General features: G+C 68.0%; 13 protein-coding genes and 1 tRNA gene. 11 read left to right on the top strand and 3 right to left on the bottom strand.

The genetic code is table 11. From position 1 onward, the window contains the following. Positions 1-3: 3 nt before the first annotated feature. The 4 genes from V8J38_RS03280 (at position 4) to V8J38_RS03265 (ending at position 4,249) form a co-directional block, all read left to right on the top strand. Entirely contained in the window at positions 4-558 is a 555-nt protein-coding gene (locus tag V8J38_RS03280; protein WP_338577873.1) for an RNA polymerase sigma factor, read from the top strand. A 132-nt stretch (positions 559-690) separates the two neighbouring features. Beyond that, positions 691-2,478 (top strand): copper resistance system multicopper oxidase, encoded by a 1,788-nt coding sequence (locus V8J38_RS03275; protein ID WP_338577872.1) that lies wholly within the window; start codon positions 691-693, stop codon positions 2,476-2,478. After that, entirely contained in the window at positions 2,475-3,764 is a 1,290-nt protein-coding gene (locus V8J38_RS03270) for a copper resistance protein B (RefSeq protein ID WP_338577871.1), read from the top strand. Before V8J38_RS03275 ends, V8J38_RS03270 begins: the two co-directional genes overlap by 4 nt. A 308-nt stretch (positions 3,765-4,072) precedes the next feature. Beyond that, positions 4,073-4,249, top strand: coding sequence for a hypothetical protein (locus V8J38_RS03265; RefSeq protein ID WP_312218230.1), 177 nt, complete (start codon positions 4,073-4,075; stop codon positions 4,247-4,249). A 79-nt stretch (positions 4,250-4,328) separates the two neighbouring features. On the opposite strand, the gene V8J38_RS03260 is transcribed toward V8J38_RS03265, so the two are convergent. Then, a tRNA-Arg gene (locus tag V8J38_RS03260) sits at positions 4,329-4,405 on the bottom strand. Positions 4,406-4,689: 284 nt separating this feature from the next. Between V8J38_RS03260 and V8J38_RS03255 the strand changes: the two genes are divergently transcribed. Both V8J38_RS03255 and V8J38_RS03250 read left to right on the top strand, forming a co-directional pair. Further along, positions 4,690-7,209, top strand: a complete 2,520-nt coding sequence (locus V8J38_RS03255) for a helicase-related protein (protein ID WP_338577870.1) — start codon at positions 4,690-4,692, stop codon at positions 7,207-7,209. Then, entirely contained in the window at positions 7,206-7,490 is a 285-nt protein-coding gene (locus tag V8J38_RS03250; protein WP_291778995.1) for an RNA-binding S4 domain-containing protein, read from the top strand. The genes V8J38_RS03255 and V8J38_RS03250 overlap by 4 nt, the downstream gene beginning before the upstream one ends. On the opposite strand, the gene V8J38_RS03245 is transcribed toward V8J38_RS03250, so the two are convergent. Next, complete coding sequence (locus V8J38_RS03245; protein ID WP_291778991.1) at positions 7,487-8,137, bottom strand: YceI family protein; 651 nt, start codon at positions 8,135-8,137, stop codon at positions 7,487-7,489. The genes V8J38_RS03250 and V8J38_RS03245 overlap by 4 nt on opposite strands. Positions 8,138-8,306: 169 nt before the next feature. Between V8J38_RS03245 and fdxA the strand changes: the two genes are divergently transcribed. The 3 genes from fdxA (at position 8,307) to V8J38_RS03230 (ending at position 10,933) form a co-directional block, all read left to right on the top strand. Beyond that, positions 8,307-8,648, top strand: coding sequence for a ferredoxin FdxA (gene fdxA, locus V8J38_RS03240; RefSeq protein ID WP_003166185.1), 342 nt, complete (start codon positions 8,307-8,309; stop codon positions 8,646-8,648). 309 nt (positions 8,649-8,957) lie between these two features. After that, positions 8,958-9,497, top strand: coding sequence for a CarD family transcriptional regulator (locus V8J38_RS03235; protein WP_291778987.1), 540 nt, complete (start codon positions 8,958-8,960; stop codon positions 9,495-9,497). 194 nt (positions 9,498-9,691) lie between these two features. Continuing rightward, positions 9,692-10,933 (top strand): benzoate/H(+) symporter BenE family transporter, encoded by a 1,242-nt coding sequence (locus V8J38_RS03230; protein WP_338577869.1) that lies wholly within the window; start codon positions 9,692-9,694, stop codon positions 10,931-10,933. Positions 10,934-10,986: 53 nt separating this feature from the next. Here V8J38_RS03230 and V8J38_RS03225 read toward each other — a convergent pair whose 3' ends face one another. Next, on the bottom strand, positions 10,987-11,472 hold the full coding sequence (locus V8J38_RS03225; RefSeq protein ID WP_233126829.1) for a DUF3617 domain-containing protein: 486 nt from the start codon (positions 11,470-11,472) through the stop codon (positions 10,987-10,989). 228 nt (positions 11,473-11,700) lie between these two features. Here V8J38_RS03225 and rpmB point away from each other — a divergent pair, with 228 nt between their 5' ends. Together rpmB and V8J38_RS03215 are read left to right on the top strand one after the other, a co-directional pair. After that, a complete protein-coding gene (rpmB, locus tag V8J38_RS03220; RefSeq protein WP_291778975.1) occupies positions 11,701-11,997 on the top strand; it encodes a 50S ribosomal protein L28 in 297 nt (98 codons plus the stop codon). A 270-nt stretch (positions 11,998-12,267) separates the two neighbouring features. Then, a complete protein-coding gene (locus V8J38_RS03215; protein ID WP_338577868.1) occupies positions 12,268-13,794 on the top strand; it encodes a M1 family metallopeptidase in 1,527 nt (508 codons plus the stop codon).

The following is a 13,794-nucleotide window of genomic DNA, read 5'->3' as shown; positions in this document are numbered from 1 at the left end:
GAGGTGGCGGCCGACGACGACACAGACGAGGCGCGCGCCGCGCGCGGGGACCGCCAGGCCTTCTCCCGCCTGATGGCCACGACCAGCGGCGACCTGCATCGCTTCGTTCGACGCTATGTCGGCGATGCGGACGAGGCTCACGACCTGCTGCAGGAGGCCTATGTCTCCGCCTGGCTGGCCATCCGGCGCTACGACCCGACCCGACCGTTCGCGACCTGGCTGCGCTCGATCGCCGTCAACAAATGCCGCGACTGGGGCCGCAAGCGCGCAGTGCGCCGCATCGTGCGCGGCGTCATGGGCCTCGACACGCCTGAAGCCATGGCTGTGGGCGAGGATGCGCCGGAAGCCGAAACCCGGCTGGACGACCGCCGCCGCATGGCCGAGATGGACCGCGCCCTGGCCGACCTGCCCGACCACCTCAAGGCGCCCCTGCTGCTGGCTTCGCTGGAGGGCCGCAGCCACGCCGAGATCGCCGAGGTTCTGGGCGTCACGTCCAAGACGGTGGAAACCCGCATCGCCCGCGCCCGGCAGAAGTTGAATCTGCGGCTTCTACGCTGAGGTCGGACCTGCGACGTCCTGACGCTCGCGGACGCCATCCGTCGAATGAGGGATGACGGCCAGGGCCGCGTATTCCCGACGAACCCTCCTTTGCGCTCCGCCTCGTGGCGAGCGGCCTGCTCCGAGACCCTCATGGCGACAACATCACTGGACCGGCGAACCCTGTTGCGAGGCGCGGCCATGGGCGGCGGCATACTGGGCCTGCAGGGCCTGTTGCCCGCCTGGGCCCAGACCGGATCGCCGGGCCTGCGCGCCGATCTGCCGACGCTGACGGGGTCGAACATCGACCTGAGCGTGGGCCACGCCGACTTCACCGTCGGCGGCCGCACCGGCCACGCCTTCATGGTCAACGGCCTGCTGCCCGCGCCCCTGCTTCGTATGCGCGAAGGCCAGAACGTGCGCCTGTCGGTGACCAACCATCTGGAGGAGGACACCTCCATCCACTGGCACGGCCTGCTGCTGCCGTTCCAGATGGACGGCGTGCCGGGCGTCAGCTTCCCCGGCATCAAGCCGCACGAGACCTTCGTCTATGAGTTCCCGATCAAGCAGTCGGGCACCTATTGGTATCACAGCCATTCGGGCCTTCAGGAGGCCATGGGCCACTACGGCCCCATCGTCATCGACCCGGCCGGCGCCGACCCGGTCGCCTATGACCGCGAACATGTCCTGGTCCTGTCGGACTGGAGCTTCCTGCATCCGCACGAAATCCTCGACAAGTTGAAGAAGAGCCCCGGCTACTTCAACCAGCAGAAGACGACCCTGGCGGGCCTGCTGGACGGTTCGGACCGCATGAGCCTGTCCGAGCGGCGGATGTGGGGCTCGATGCGGATGGACCCGCGCGACATCCTCGACGTCAACGGCACGACCTACACCTATCTGGTCAACGGCCATGGCCCGGAAGAGAACTGGACCGGCCTGTTCCGGCCCGGCGAGCGCGTTCGTCTGCGCGTCATCAACGCCTCGGCCATGTCGATCTTCAACGTTCGCATTCCCGGCCTGCCCATGACCGTGGTGCAGGCCGACGGCGAGCACGTCCGCCCGATCGAGATGGACGAGTTCCAGATTTCGGTGGCCGAGACCTATGACGTCATCGTCCGTCCGCTTGAGGACCGCGCCTACACCATCGTCTCCGAAGCCATAGACCGCTCGGGCATGGGTCGCGCCACCCTGGCGCCCCGCCTAGGCATGACGGCTGAGGTTCCGCCCCTGCGCCAGGTTCCGAACCTGACCACGAAGGACATGGGCATGGGCGGGGGCATGGGCGGCATGGATCACGGCCCAATGGCGGGGATGGATCATTCGGCCATGGGACATGGCCCCGCCGCCCCCATGGATCACGCAAGCATGGATCATGGCGGCATGAGCATGCGCGATCCGAACAACGCCCCGGCCGACATGGCGGTCGGCGTCGGCGTGGACATGATCTCGCCCGTCCCGTCCAACCGCCTGGCCGACCAGCCTCAGGGCCTGGAAGACGTCGACCACCGCGTGCTGGTCTACGCCGACCTGCGCGCCCTGACGCCGAACCGGGACCGCCGCGCGCCGTCGCGCACCATGGAAATCCACCTGACCGGCAATATGGAGCGGTTCATGTGGGGCTTTGACGGCCGCAAATTCTCGGAACTGGTCGAGCCTATCCGTTTCGAGCTGAACGAGCGGGTGCGCGTGACCCTGGTCAACGACACCATGATGGCCCACCCCATCCACCTGCACGGCCACTTCTTCGAACTGGTCAACGGCCACGACGGCCATCAGCCGCTGAAGCACACGGTCAACGTCGCCCCCGGCGGCAAGGTCACCTTCGACCTGACCGCAGACGCGCCCGGCGACTGGGCCTTCCACTGTCACCTACTGATGCACATGCACGCGGGCATGTTCAACGTCGTCACCGTTCGCCCGCTGGATGGAGCCGCCCGATGAGCCGCGCCCTGTTCGCCGCCGTCGCGGCTCTGCCCCTGATGATCGCGGCCGGATCCGCCGTCGCGCAGAACCATGCCGGTCATGCTCCCGCGGCGTCGCCGACACCTGCCGCCCAGACGCCGGCCGCCGCCCCCGCGCCCGCGCCCGACTGTCCCATGATGCGCGACGGAAAGCCCTGCCCCATGCACGGCGCCGCCGTCTCCGACGCTCAGGCCGATCCGCACGCCGGTCATGACATGAGCGGCCATGCCGGACATGGCGCGGCTGCGGCCGATCCCCACGCCGGCCACGACATGGCGTCGGCCCAAGCCCAGGCCCAGGCCCAAGCCGCTCAAACCGATCCGCATGCCGGTCACAACGCGGCCCCGACCGACACCCACGCGGGTCACAACATGGCTCCAACTCCGGCGGCTCAGGCCGATCCGCACGCCGGGCATGGCGCTGCGCCCGCAGATCCGCATGCGGGTCACGACATGAGCGCCGCGCGCGGCGGGCCGAACATCCCGACCAGCGTGGACGCCGTCGGCGGCCGCATGGTCGAGACACCGCCTCCGGCCGCCGCTCGCTCGGCTCCGGCCCACGCCGCCGACCTGCTGTTCGACCCCGCTGTCATGGCGGCGGCGCGCAAGCAGCTTCTGGCCGAGAACGGCGACATCCGCTCGACGGCCGTGCTGATCGACTCCCTCGAGGCCGGGTTCGGCGACGGCGCCGACACCTACAACTGGGGCGCCCAGGGCTGGACCGGCGGCGACATCAATCGCTTCTGGTGGAAAACCGAGGGCGAAGGCGAGATCGACGGCAAGCTGCACGAAGTCGAGGTCCAGGCCCTCTACAGCCGCGCCATCGCGCCCTTCTGGGACGTGCAGGCAGGCGTGCGCCAGGACTTCCGTCCGGATGGCGAGGACGCCACCCACCTGACCGTCGGCGTCCAGGGCGTCGCCCCCTATTGGTTCGAGATGGGCGCGGCCGCCTTCCTGTCGACCGAAGGCGACCTGACCGCCCGCGTCGAGGCCGAGTACGACCAGCGCATCACCCAGAAATGGATCCTGCAGCCGGCGATCGAGATGGCCTTGTCAGCCAGCGACATCCCGGAGCTGGAGATCGGCTCGGGCCTGACTTCGGTCACGGCGGGGCTGCGTCTGCGCTATGAAATCCGCAAGGAGTTCGCCCCCTACGTCGGCGTCGAATGGAGCCGCTCGCTGGGCGAGACCGCCGACTACGCCAGGGCCAGAGGCCAGGATCCCGAGGACACGCGCCTCGTCGTCGGCGTCAAGGCCTGGTTCTAAAGCCCTTCTCGCAGAATTTCAGGATCGGTTGGCGTGCTGGAGCATTGCTTCTCGGAAGGAGAGCGCCATGAACGACCACTCAGCACGCCCCGAACCGCACTACATCCTGATCGCCATTCTCGCCGCGCTGGTGATCGCGGACGTCGTCTTCATCGTCGAACTCGGATCCTACCTGCTGTTCTAAGCCCTCGCCCGACCCCGCTTTTCCCGCATGGCCGAACAACGTCAGGCGAGGCGCGAAGATTAGCCGCATGACCGAGGCGGCCCGACATCCGTTCCCCCTCCATGTCCACGGGAGGATCAGAGGGATGATCGACTACAACGCCCCCATCTACGTCGAGTGGGACAACGCCCTTGAGGGCCTACGCGCCGCGCATGAGGCGTACCGCCGCCAGTTGGACGAGCCGTCGGCCAAGACCCAGGCGCGCGCCACCCTGGCGGTTGCACGAGAACGGTATGATCGCGCCCTGGAGAAGATCGTCTAGAGCCCGCCTGGCTTCGGCCCAACCGGAGCCCGGTTCGCGGCCTGTCGACCCGCCCGGATCCGTCGAAAACAAAGGGGAATGGCGACCCCGGGAGGACTCCAACCTCCGACCTCGGCTTTAGGAAAGCCTTGCTCTATGCAGCTGAGCTACGGGGCCACGGCGCACTGCCTAAAGGAGGTTGCCGCCGCAGGGAAGCCCTCGGGGAGACTTGGCGAGCGCCAAGGCGCCCGCCCCGGTTTCGTCTTGTGGTTAAAGGCCGTTAAGCTACAATCCCTAGTAGGGAACAAAGCCTGAATCGGCGAACGTCGCTGATTCGGTCATGATTCGTTTCGCCCGTGTTCCAGGCGCCGGTAAGGTTCCGCTTACCCTTCACTCTCCGTTCGCATCCTACCGCTGCGGCGCTTGTGAAAGCCGACGCGGTTCGCCACCTTGGGTCGGTCATGAGCGACCGTTCCGCAGGCATGGCCCCTTCGCGCGTCACGGCGATCCTGGGCCCCACCAACACCGGCAAGACCCATCTGGCGGTCGAGCGGATGCTGGGCCACGCCTCGGGCATGATCGGCCTGCCGCTGCGCCTGCTGGCGCGCGAGATCTATGAGCGGATCGTCAAGCGACGCGGGGCGGCCTCGGTCGCCCTGATCACCGGCGAGGAGAAGATCGTCCCGGCGCGTCCCGCCTTCTTCGTCTGCACGGTCGAGGCCATGCCGTTGGAGCGGTCCATCGATTTTCTGGCGGTGGATGAGATCCAGCTGGTCGCCGATCCCGAGCGGGGCCACGTCTTCACCCAGCGACTGCTGCACGCGCGTGGCCGGTTCGAGACCATGTTCCTGGGCGCAGGCACGATGGCGCCGCTGATGCGGTCGCTGGTTCCGGATACGGAGATCGTCACCCGTGACCGGCTGTCGACGCTGTCTTACGCCGGATCGAAGAAGCTGACCCGCCTACCCCGCCGCAGCGCCGTGGTCGCCTTCTCGACCGAGCAGGTCTACGCCATCGCCGAACTGCTGCGTCGCCAGAGGGGCGGGGCGGCCGTGGTCATGGGCAGCCTCAGCCCGCGCACCCGCAACGCCCAGGTCGAGCTGTTTCAGTCGGGCGAGGTGGACTTTCTGGTCGCCACCGACGCCATCGGCATGGGGCTGAACATGGACGTGGACCATGTGGCCTTCGCCGGTTTGCGGAAGTTCGACGGGCGGCGCACGCGTTGGCTGCACGCCGCCGAGATCGGCCAGATCGCCGGGCGCGCCGGGCGGCACCTGCGCGATGGGACGTTCGGCGTCACGGGCGAGGCCGAGGAACTGGACGAAGACCTGGTCGAACAGGTGGTCGAGCACCGCTTCGATCCGGTCGAGGCGGCCGAGTGGCGCTGCGGTCGGCTGGATTTCGATACGCTGCCCGACCTGCTGCGGTCCCTGACCGTGACGCCGGATCGGCACGGCCTGCGGCTGACGGCCCAGGCGCTGGACGAGACCCTGCTGCGGCGCTTCGCGGTCGATGAGGACGTCAGGAAGATCGCCCGTTCGCGCGGAGCCCTGATGCGGCTGTGGGAGGCGTGCCAGTTGCCGGACTTCCAGAAGACGACCCTGGACGAACACGCCCGCCTGTCGAAGGAGATCTTCACCGCCCTGACCAGCCGTCGCGGGCGGCTGACCGAGGACTGGGTGGCGCCGCGCTTCAACGATCTGGACCGCGACGACGGGCAGATCGACCAGCTTTCGGCGCGGCTGTCGGGGGTGCGGACGCTCAGCTACATCGCCAACCGGCCCGACTGGATGGCAGGGGCGCAGGAATGGCGCGACCGGACCAAGGCGTTGGAGGAACGACTCAGCGACGTGCTGCACGAACGGCTGACGGCGCGTTTCGTCGACCGGCGCACGGCGGCCCTGATGCGGGCGCTGAACGTGCGGTCGGACGTGGTGGCGGGCGTGGCCGAGGACGGCGAGGTCACGGTCGAGGGCGAGGTCGTCGGTCATCTGGACGGCGTCTGCTTCACCGTCGATGCGGGCGGTTCGGCCCTGGCCGACCGGGCGCTGCGGCAGGCGGCGACGCGGGCCGTGGGACCGGAGGTGGCGCGGCGGTTGGGACGGCTGGCGGCGGACGACGACGCGGCCTTTTCCCTCACACCCGACGGCGGCGTGCTGTGGACCGGCGCCCAGACCGGGCGCATCACCAACGAAGACCCCTTCTCGCCGCGCGTGCGGCTGCTGGGCGAGCTGGGGCCGGTCCCGGCGCGTGAGCGGGCCGAGCGGCGCATGGAGGCCTGGCTGGCGGGCGAGGCCGGGCGGGCGCTGAAGCCGCTGAAACGCCTGCGCCACGCGATCGAGAGCGGCGACCTGACCGGCCTGCCGCGCGGACTGGCGTTCCGACTGATCGAGGCGGGCGGCCTGATCCCCCGGCACGAGGTCGAGCGCGATCTGGCGGCCCTGAGCCAGCATGAGCGGCGCACGCTGAAGACCTTCGCCATCCGGGTCGGCGCCCATTCGGTGTGGCTGCCCGGCGTGATGAAGCCGCGCTGCGCCGCCCTGGCTCAGGCCTTCCTGCCGCGCGAGGCGACGAAGGGGCTGGCGGGCGATGGCCTCCTAAATCTGCCGGAGCCGCCGCCGTCAGCGCGCGCCCTGTCGGCGTTCGGACGACGCGCGGTCGACCGTTGGACCGCCCCGGTCGAGGCGTTGGAGGCCTTGGCCGAGGCCCAGCGCGCGGCGGGCAAGGCGCCGCTGTCGGATGAAGCGCTGAACGCGCTCGGCTGGACGGCGGATCAGGCCAGGGCGATCCACGCCGCCCTTCGCACTCCGCGCGCCGAACGGGCGCCGCGCCCGGGCAAGCCGACGCCGCCGCCCAAGGATTCCCCCTTCGCCGCCCTGGCCCAACTGACGCAGCCCGTGCGCCCCGCCGCCAAGCCCAAGACGGCGCGCAGGCCACGTCGGCGTCCTCGGCGGACGGCGGGCGGCAAGGCCGCTGAATGAGCCTGGAGAGCTGCCGCATCGACGTCTGGCTGTGGCGAGCGCGCTTCGCCAGGACGCGCAGCCTGGCCGCCGCCATGGTCGAGAAGGGCGCCATCCGCCTGACGCACAACGGCGCTCAGACCCGCCTCGACAAGCCCAGCCGCAGCGTCCATCCCGGCGACGAGGTGATGTTCGCCCAGGGCGGGCGGCTGATCGCCGTTCGCGTGGTGCAGATGGGCGAACGGCGCGGACCTGCCGAGGAAGCCCGCGCGCTTTATGAGCCGCTGGACACGGCGGACTAGCCCGCCGCCCTCACGAACTCGCCCTCGATGTGCAGCTTCACCTCGTCGCCCAGGGCCGGCAGGCCGAAGGTGATGCCGAAGTCGGACCGCTTGATCGTCGCCTCGCCGTCGAAGCCGGCCTTGTAGCCGCCGCGCGTCGGGCCGGCCTGGTTGAACTCGACCTCCATGACCACCGGGCGCGTGACGCCGTGCAGGGTCAGGTCGCCATGGACCGTGGCCTCGTCGCGGTCGTCGGGGTCGACCACGATCCGGGTCGATCGGAAGGTCGCGACCGGGTGGTTGGCGGTGTCGAAGAAGTCCGCCGTCTGCAGATGACGGTTCAGCCCGTCCGAATTCGACGCCACGTCCGTCAAGGGAATGGTCGCGGTCAGGGTGCTGGCGGACGGGTTGGCGGGGTCCAGCTTCAGCTCGGCCTGGACGTTCACGAACTGGCCAACATAGGTGGAGAAGCCCAGGTGATCGACGGACCAGGTGATCTTGCCGTGCTCGGGATCCAGCTTGTAGTCGCCGGACTGGACCTCGGACGGAACCCTGGTCAGGGCGGCCTGGGCGACGACCGCGCCGCCGGCCAGAAGGCTCAAGGCCAGACTGGCCGCGCCGATGCGGCCGACGGCGGAATGGGTGATGAAACCTTGGTTGAAACGCATGGGGACAGGCCTCCGAGCGGATGGTGATCCGGCGTCACGAAGATGAAGCGCGGCCCGGCGCCGTCGAGCCTGAACAGCTTTGCAACAGCGCCTTCGGTTGACAGTTGGTTCCGTCGGGGCCATGTGCCCGCCCTCGACCTCCTCGCTGCCACAGGCCCGCCCGAACGCCATGACCTACATCGTCACCGACGCCTGCGTGAAATGTAAGTTCATGGACTGCGTCGAGGTCTGTCCGGTGGACTGCTTCTACGAGGGCGAGAACTTCCTGGTCATCGCCCCCGACGAGTGCATCGACTGCGGCGTATGCGAGCCGGAATGCCCCGTCGACGCCATCGTCCCCGACACCGAGGACGAACCGGACGGCAAGTGGCTTCAGGTCAATGCCGAATACGCCAAGGTCTGGCCGAACATCACGGTCAAGGGCGTGCCCCCGGCTGATCGCGAGCAGTATGAGCGCGAAACCGGCAAGTTCGAGAAGTATTTCAGCCCCAAGCCGGGCAAGGGCTCCTAAGAATTCGCCACAATGCAGTCACAATGTGCCGACTGTCGTCGACCGCTCTGTGGATGTTTTGAGATTTCCTAATTTTATGATAGGTTCCTCCCTATTCGAAACGGGCGGTTCCGCAGTCCTGCGCGCCGCCCGCATTTACGACAGAACCTCGCCGCGAGGACGGGGTCGGCCAGAGGTTCGGTGATCCGCTTTCGCGTCTGACAATGCGACCTTCCGCTCAACCGCCTGACCCAGGTCCGGCGGAAGGGCGGTTTTTGCTTTCGAAAGACGCGGCGACGATCTCTCCCTTCGGTTCGGGAAAGGAATGACATGACGAGCAAGACCGGTCTGGAATTCAAGGTTGGCGATGCGGTGGTCTATCCCGCGCACGGCGTCGGCAAGGTCGCCGCGATCGAGACTCAGGAAGTCGCCGGCATGGCGCTGGAAGTCTATGTCGTGACCTTCGAACACGAGAAAATGACCCTGCGCGTCCCGACCAAGAAGGCCAAGACCGCCGGTCTGCGCACCCTGGCCGCCGACGACACCGTGTCCAAGGCCCTGACCACCCTGAAGGGCCGCGCCCGCGTCAAGCGCACCATGTGGTCGCGCCGCGCCCAGGAGTATGAAGCCAAGATCAACTCGGGCGACCTGATCTCCATCGCCGAAGTGGTCCGCGACCTGCACCGCGCCGAGACCCAGCCAGAACAGTCCTATTCCGAGCGCCAGCTCTATGAATCGGCCCTGGACCGCATGGCTCGCGAAGTCGCCGCCGCCAACAAGATCGACAAGGACGCCGCCATGGCCCTGCTGGGCAAGTCGCTCAGCGCCAAGAAGCCCGTCCCCTCGGCCGCCGAGGCCGAAGCCGCCTGATTTCAGGCGCGATGGCGAATCGACAAAAGGCCCGGCGGCGACGCCGGGCCTTTTTCATGGCTGAGGGCGAATCCGGTGCGCGCGCGCCGCCCAAGAAACGAAATGGTCGGCTCAACTACGCCTGAATGGACAGGATGGACCAGCCATTGATCCTCTAGGAGCGCGCGCATCGTCGTTCGCAGAGGCTCCGCCCCATGTCCATACCCGCCCCTTCTCCATCCCTGCGATGGAGCGATCTGCTGCATCCGGTCGTCGCCGGGCTGATCTCGGTCATCGTCAACTATGGCGGGACCTTCATCCTGGTGTTCCAGGCGGCCAAGGTCGCGGGCCTCAGTCCTGAACTGACCGCGTCATGGGTCTGGTCGATCTCCATCGGCGTGGGGACGACGGGGCTATGGCTGAGCTGGCGCTACAAGGCGCCGATCATCACCGCATGGTCGACGCCCGCGGCGGCCTTTCTGGTCACGGCGCTGGCCGCCGCATCCTATGCCGAGGCGATCGGCGCCTATCTGATTTCAGCGGCCGCCTTCGTGGTTCTGGGGCTGTCGGGCGGGTTCGACAGGGTGATCCGCCTGATCCCGCCCGCCATCGCGGCCGCCCTGCTGGCGGGGATACTGCTGCCGTTCGGAGTTCAGGCCTTCGGCGGCGTGGGCGTCGATCCTCTGCTGGCGGGTCTGCTGATCCTGACCTACGTCGTGCTGAAGCGGTTCACCGCCCGCTATGCGGTGGTGGGCATACTGGTGCTGGGGCTGGGCTTCCTGTTGACGCAGAGACGAGTCGACCTGTCAGGGCTGGAACTGAAGCTTGCGGCGCCGGTCTTCACCATGCCGGCCTTCTCGTTCAAGGCCCTGCTCAGTCTGGCCATTCCGATGTTCCTGATCACCCTGACGGGCCAGTATATGCCGGGGATGCTGGTGCTGCGGAACGACGGCTATCAGGTCAGCGCCAGTCCGCTAGTGACGGTGACGGGGCTGGGGTCGCTGCTGATGGCGCCCTTCGGCTCGCACGCCTTCAACGTGGCCGCCATCACCGCCGCCATCTGCACCGGCAGGGAGGCGCATGAAGACCCGTCCAGGCGCTGGATCGCGGGCGTGGCGGCGGGGGTGTTCTACATCCTGATCGGGGTGTTCGGGGTGACGCTGGCGGCGGTCTTCATGGCCCTGCCCGCCGTCTTCATCACCACGCTGGCGGGACTGGCCCTGTTGGGCGCCATCGGCGGCAGTCTGGCGGGCGCCCTGAGCGAGCCGTCATCGCGCGAGTCGGCCCTGATCACCTTCCTGGCGGCAGCGGCCAACATCCAGCTGCTCGGGATCGGCGGGGCCTTCTGGGGACTGGTGATCGGCCTGATCGCCTATGCGGCGCTGAACGGCGGTCTCGTCACATGGGCCAGAGGCCTGTTGTCCGGTCGCGTCACGCCGGAACGCCCGGCCCGCTGAGACGAAAAAAGAGGCCGGGACACCCATCCCGGCCTCCGTGCTTTTTGCGTAGATCAGAAATATTCCGCCCCGGCCGGGCACTGGGCGGCCAGGCGTCGCGCGGTGATGCTGGCGGGGATGTAGGGCGTGCCGCGCGCCAGCTGGGCGCCGCCGTTGAAGCGGAAGGCCTGTTCCTCATAGGTGCCGTTCAGGCGCACATTGATGCGGCGACCCTTGCGGTCCTGACAGCTGCCTTCAAAGCGGGCGCGGCCGTCGCCGACCTGACGCGTCGGATAGGTGCACTGCCACTTGCGCGTCGACAGGCCGCCGAAGAAGCGGTTGATCTCGCTGGGCCGCACGCACTTCTGCTCAGTGTCGCGCGCGCCCATGACGCTGGTGGTGTATTCCCAGTATCCGGGCAGGACTTCGGACTGGGCGGCCGACTGCGCCTGGGGCGCCGACGCAGGCGCGGCCAGCATGACGGCCCCGGCGACCACCGGGGCGGCAACCGCCATCAGGCGGGCGAAGGGGATCAAGGTCTTCATCGATTTGCCGTTCATGGGACTCATCATGGGTCTGCTCTATATAGTCACGGCTTGAACGACTGCTGAACGAAGGCGATCCCTCGCCTTCACAATGACTCTGTCGCTCGGGATGACGACTCCAGTCTTGACGCCCAGCGAGTCCTTCCTCTATACGGCCCCCTCTCGCGCGGGCCCCGTCGCTCGCTGCGTCCCTGTTTCATGCGTCCGCACCGGTATGGCGGATGTGACCTTGAGGATCTTAAGATGTCGCGTCGCTGCGAACTCACCGGTATCGGCCCCATGGTCGGCAATCACGTGAGCCACTCCAACATCAAGACCAAGCGCCGTTTCCTGCCGTCGCTCAAGACGGTCAAGGTTCAGTCGGACGCTCTGGGCCAAACCTTCTCGCTGCGCATCTCGAACGCCGCGCTGCGCACCCTCGACTTCAAGGGCGGCCTGGACGCCTTCATCGTCAAGGCCCGCGACGAGCAGCTGTCGACCGCCGCCCTGCGCATCAAGCGCCAGGTCCGCGCCAAGCTGGCCGAGCAAGCCGCCGCCTGATCGGCGTCGACTGACGGATTTTGAAGAGGCCGGTGGAAACACCGGCCTTTTTCTTTTGCGCGCGCTCCCGCTACCCTCAGGGCTCGTCCAGCCGGAGCCTCAGCCCTGCGCCCTCTCGCCGCCCTCTGCCTGACCACGGCCCTGCTGACCTCGCCCGTTCTGGCGCAGGAGGCGGCGCGCGAAACCACCGCCTTCACCCTGTCCAGCGGCACGCCGCGCACGGCGGAACAACTGGCCCTGCGCTTCGACAAGGCGGACCTGTCGTTCAGGTTGCTGCCGGAAGGCCAGTCGCTGGAAGGCGTCGCTGTCCTCGACTTCACCGCCACGACGCTGACGGCGGCGGTCGTGGTCGAACTGGACACGGTCTTCGCCATCGCCGCCATCACCGTGGACGGGCAGGCGGTCGCCGACTGGTCCAACCCCGAGGGACGGCTGACCATCCCCCTGCCCCGGCCCCTGACAGCGGGCGACAGCGTTTCCGTCCGCATCGCCTATTCCGGCCGCCCGCATCAGGCCAAGCGCGCGCCGTGGGACGGCGGCTTCGTCTGGACCACGACGCCCGACGGCCAGCCGTGGATCGCCAGCGCGGTTCAGGGCGAGGGCTGCGACCTGTTCTGGCCGTGCATCGACCATCCGCAGGGCGAGCCGGAGCGGGTCGACCTTCACATCACCGTCCCCTCAAGCCTCAGCGCCCCCGCCAACGGCCGCTTTCTGGGCAAGGCTGACAACGGCGACGGCACGACCACCTGGAACTGGACCGCGCGCCAGCCCGACACCTACGCCATCAGCCTGAACGTCGGTCCCTATGTGGAAATGGCCGCCGACTATCAGAGCCGGTTCGGGAACGTGATTCCGTTGCGCTTCTGGCGGCTGGCCTCAGCCGACCCGGCCAAGGCTCAGGCGCTGTTCGACGAGTTCCCGCAGATGCTCGACTTCTATGAGGCGACCGTCGGTCCCTTCCCCTTCGGCGACGAGAAGATGGGCGTGGTCGAAACCCCGCACCTGGGCATGGAGCACCAGACCATCAACGCCTACGGCAACGGCTACAAGCTGGACGGCAAGGGCTACGACTGGCTGCTGCAGCACGAACTGGCGCACGAATGGTTCGGCAATCAGCTGACCAACGCCGACTGGGACGACATGTGGCTGCACGAGGGCTTCGGCACCTATATGCAGCCCCTCTACGCCCGCTGGCTGAACGGCGAACGGGCCATGCAGGCCGAGTTGCAGACCATGCGGCTGACCTTGGCCAACCGCTTCCCAGTCGTGTCGGGCCAGTCGCAGGACGCGGGGACCGTCTATGACGACAAGACCGGCCCGGCGCTGGATCTCTATTACAAGGGCGCGCTGATCGCCCACACCCTGCGCCTGCACATCGGCGACGACGCCTTCTATGAAAGCCTTCGCCGTCTGGTCTATGGCCGCCCCGATCCGCAGCCAGGGAATTTCCAGCCGCGCTACGCCACGACCCCGGAATACGTGGCCATCGTCAACGAGGTGACCGGGCGCGACCTGGGCTGGTTCTTCGACGCCTACCTCTATCAGGCGGCCCTGCCCGATCTGATCATGACGCGGCAGGGCGACCAGGTGACGCTGGAGTGGAAGACCGGAAACGGCCGCCCCTTCCCCCTGCCGGTCGAGGTCGAGGTGGACGGGCTCTTACGCGCCCTGCCCATGACCGACGGCCGCGCGACGTTCGAAGCGCCGCCCGGCGCGCACATCCTGCTGGACCCCGGCTCAAAGGTGCTGAGGCGGCTGGAGTATCTGGAGCGGTGGAAAGCCTCGACCGCCGACTGA

The organism is Brevundimonas olei (assembly GCF_037055245.1).
GTDB lineage: Bacteria > Pseudomonadota > Alphaproteobacteria > Caulobacterales > Caulobacteraceae > Brevundimonas > Brevundimonas olei.
Note: the sequence above shows the minus strand (reverse complement) of the source record. Positions and strands in the feature narration are given on the sequence as shown.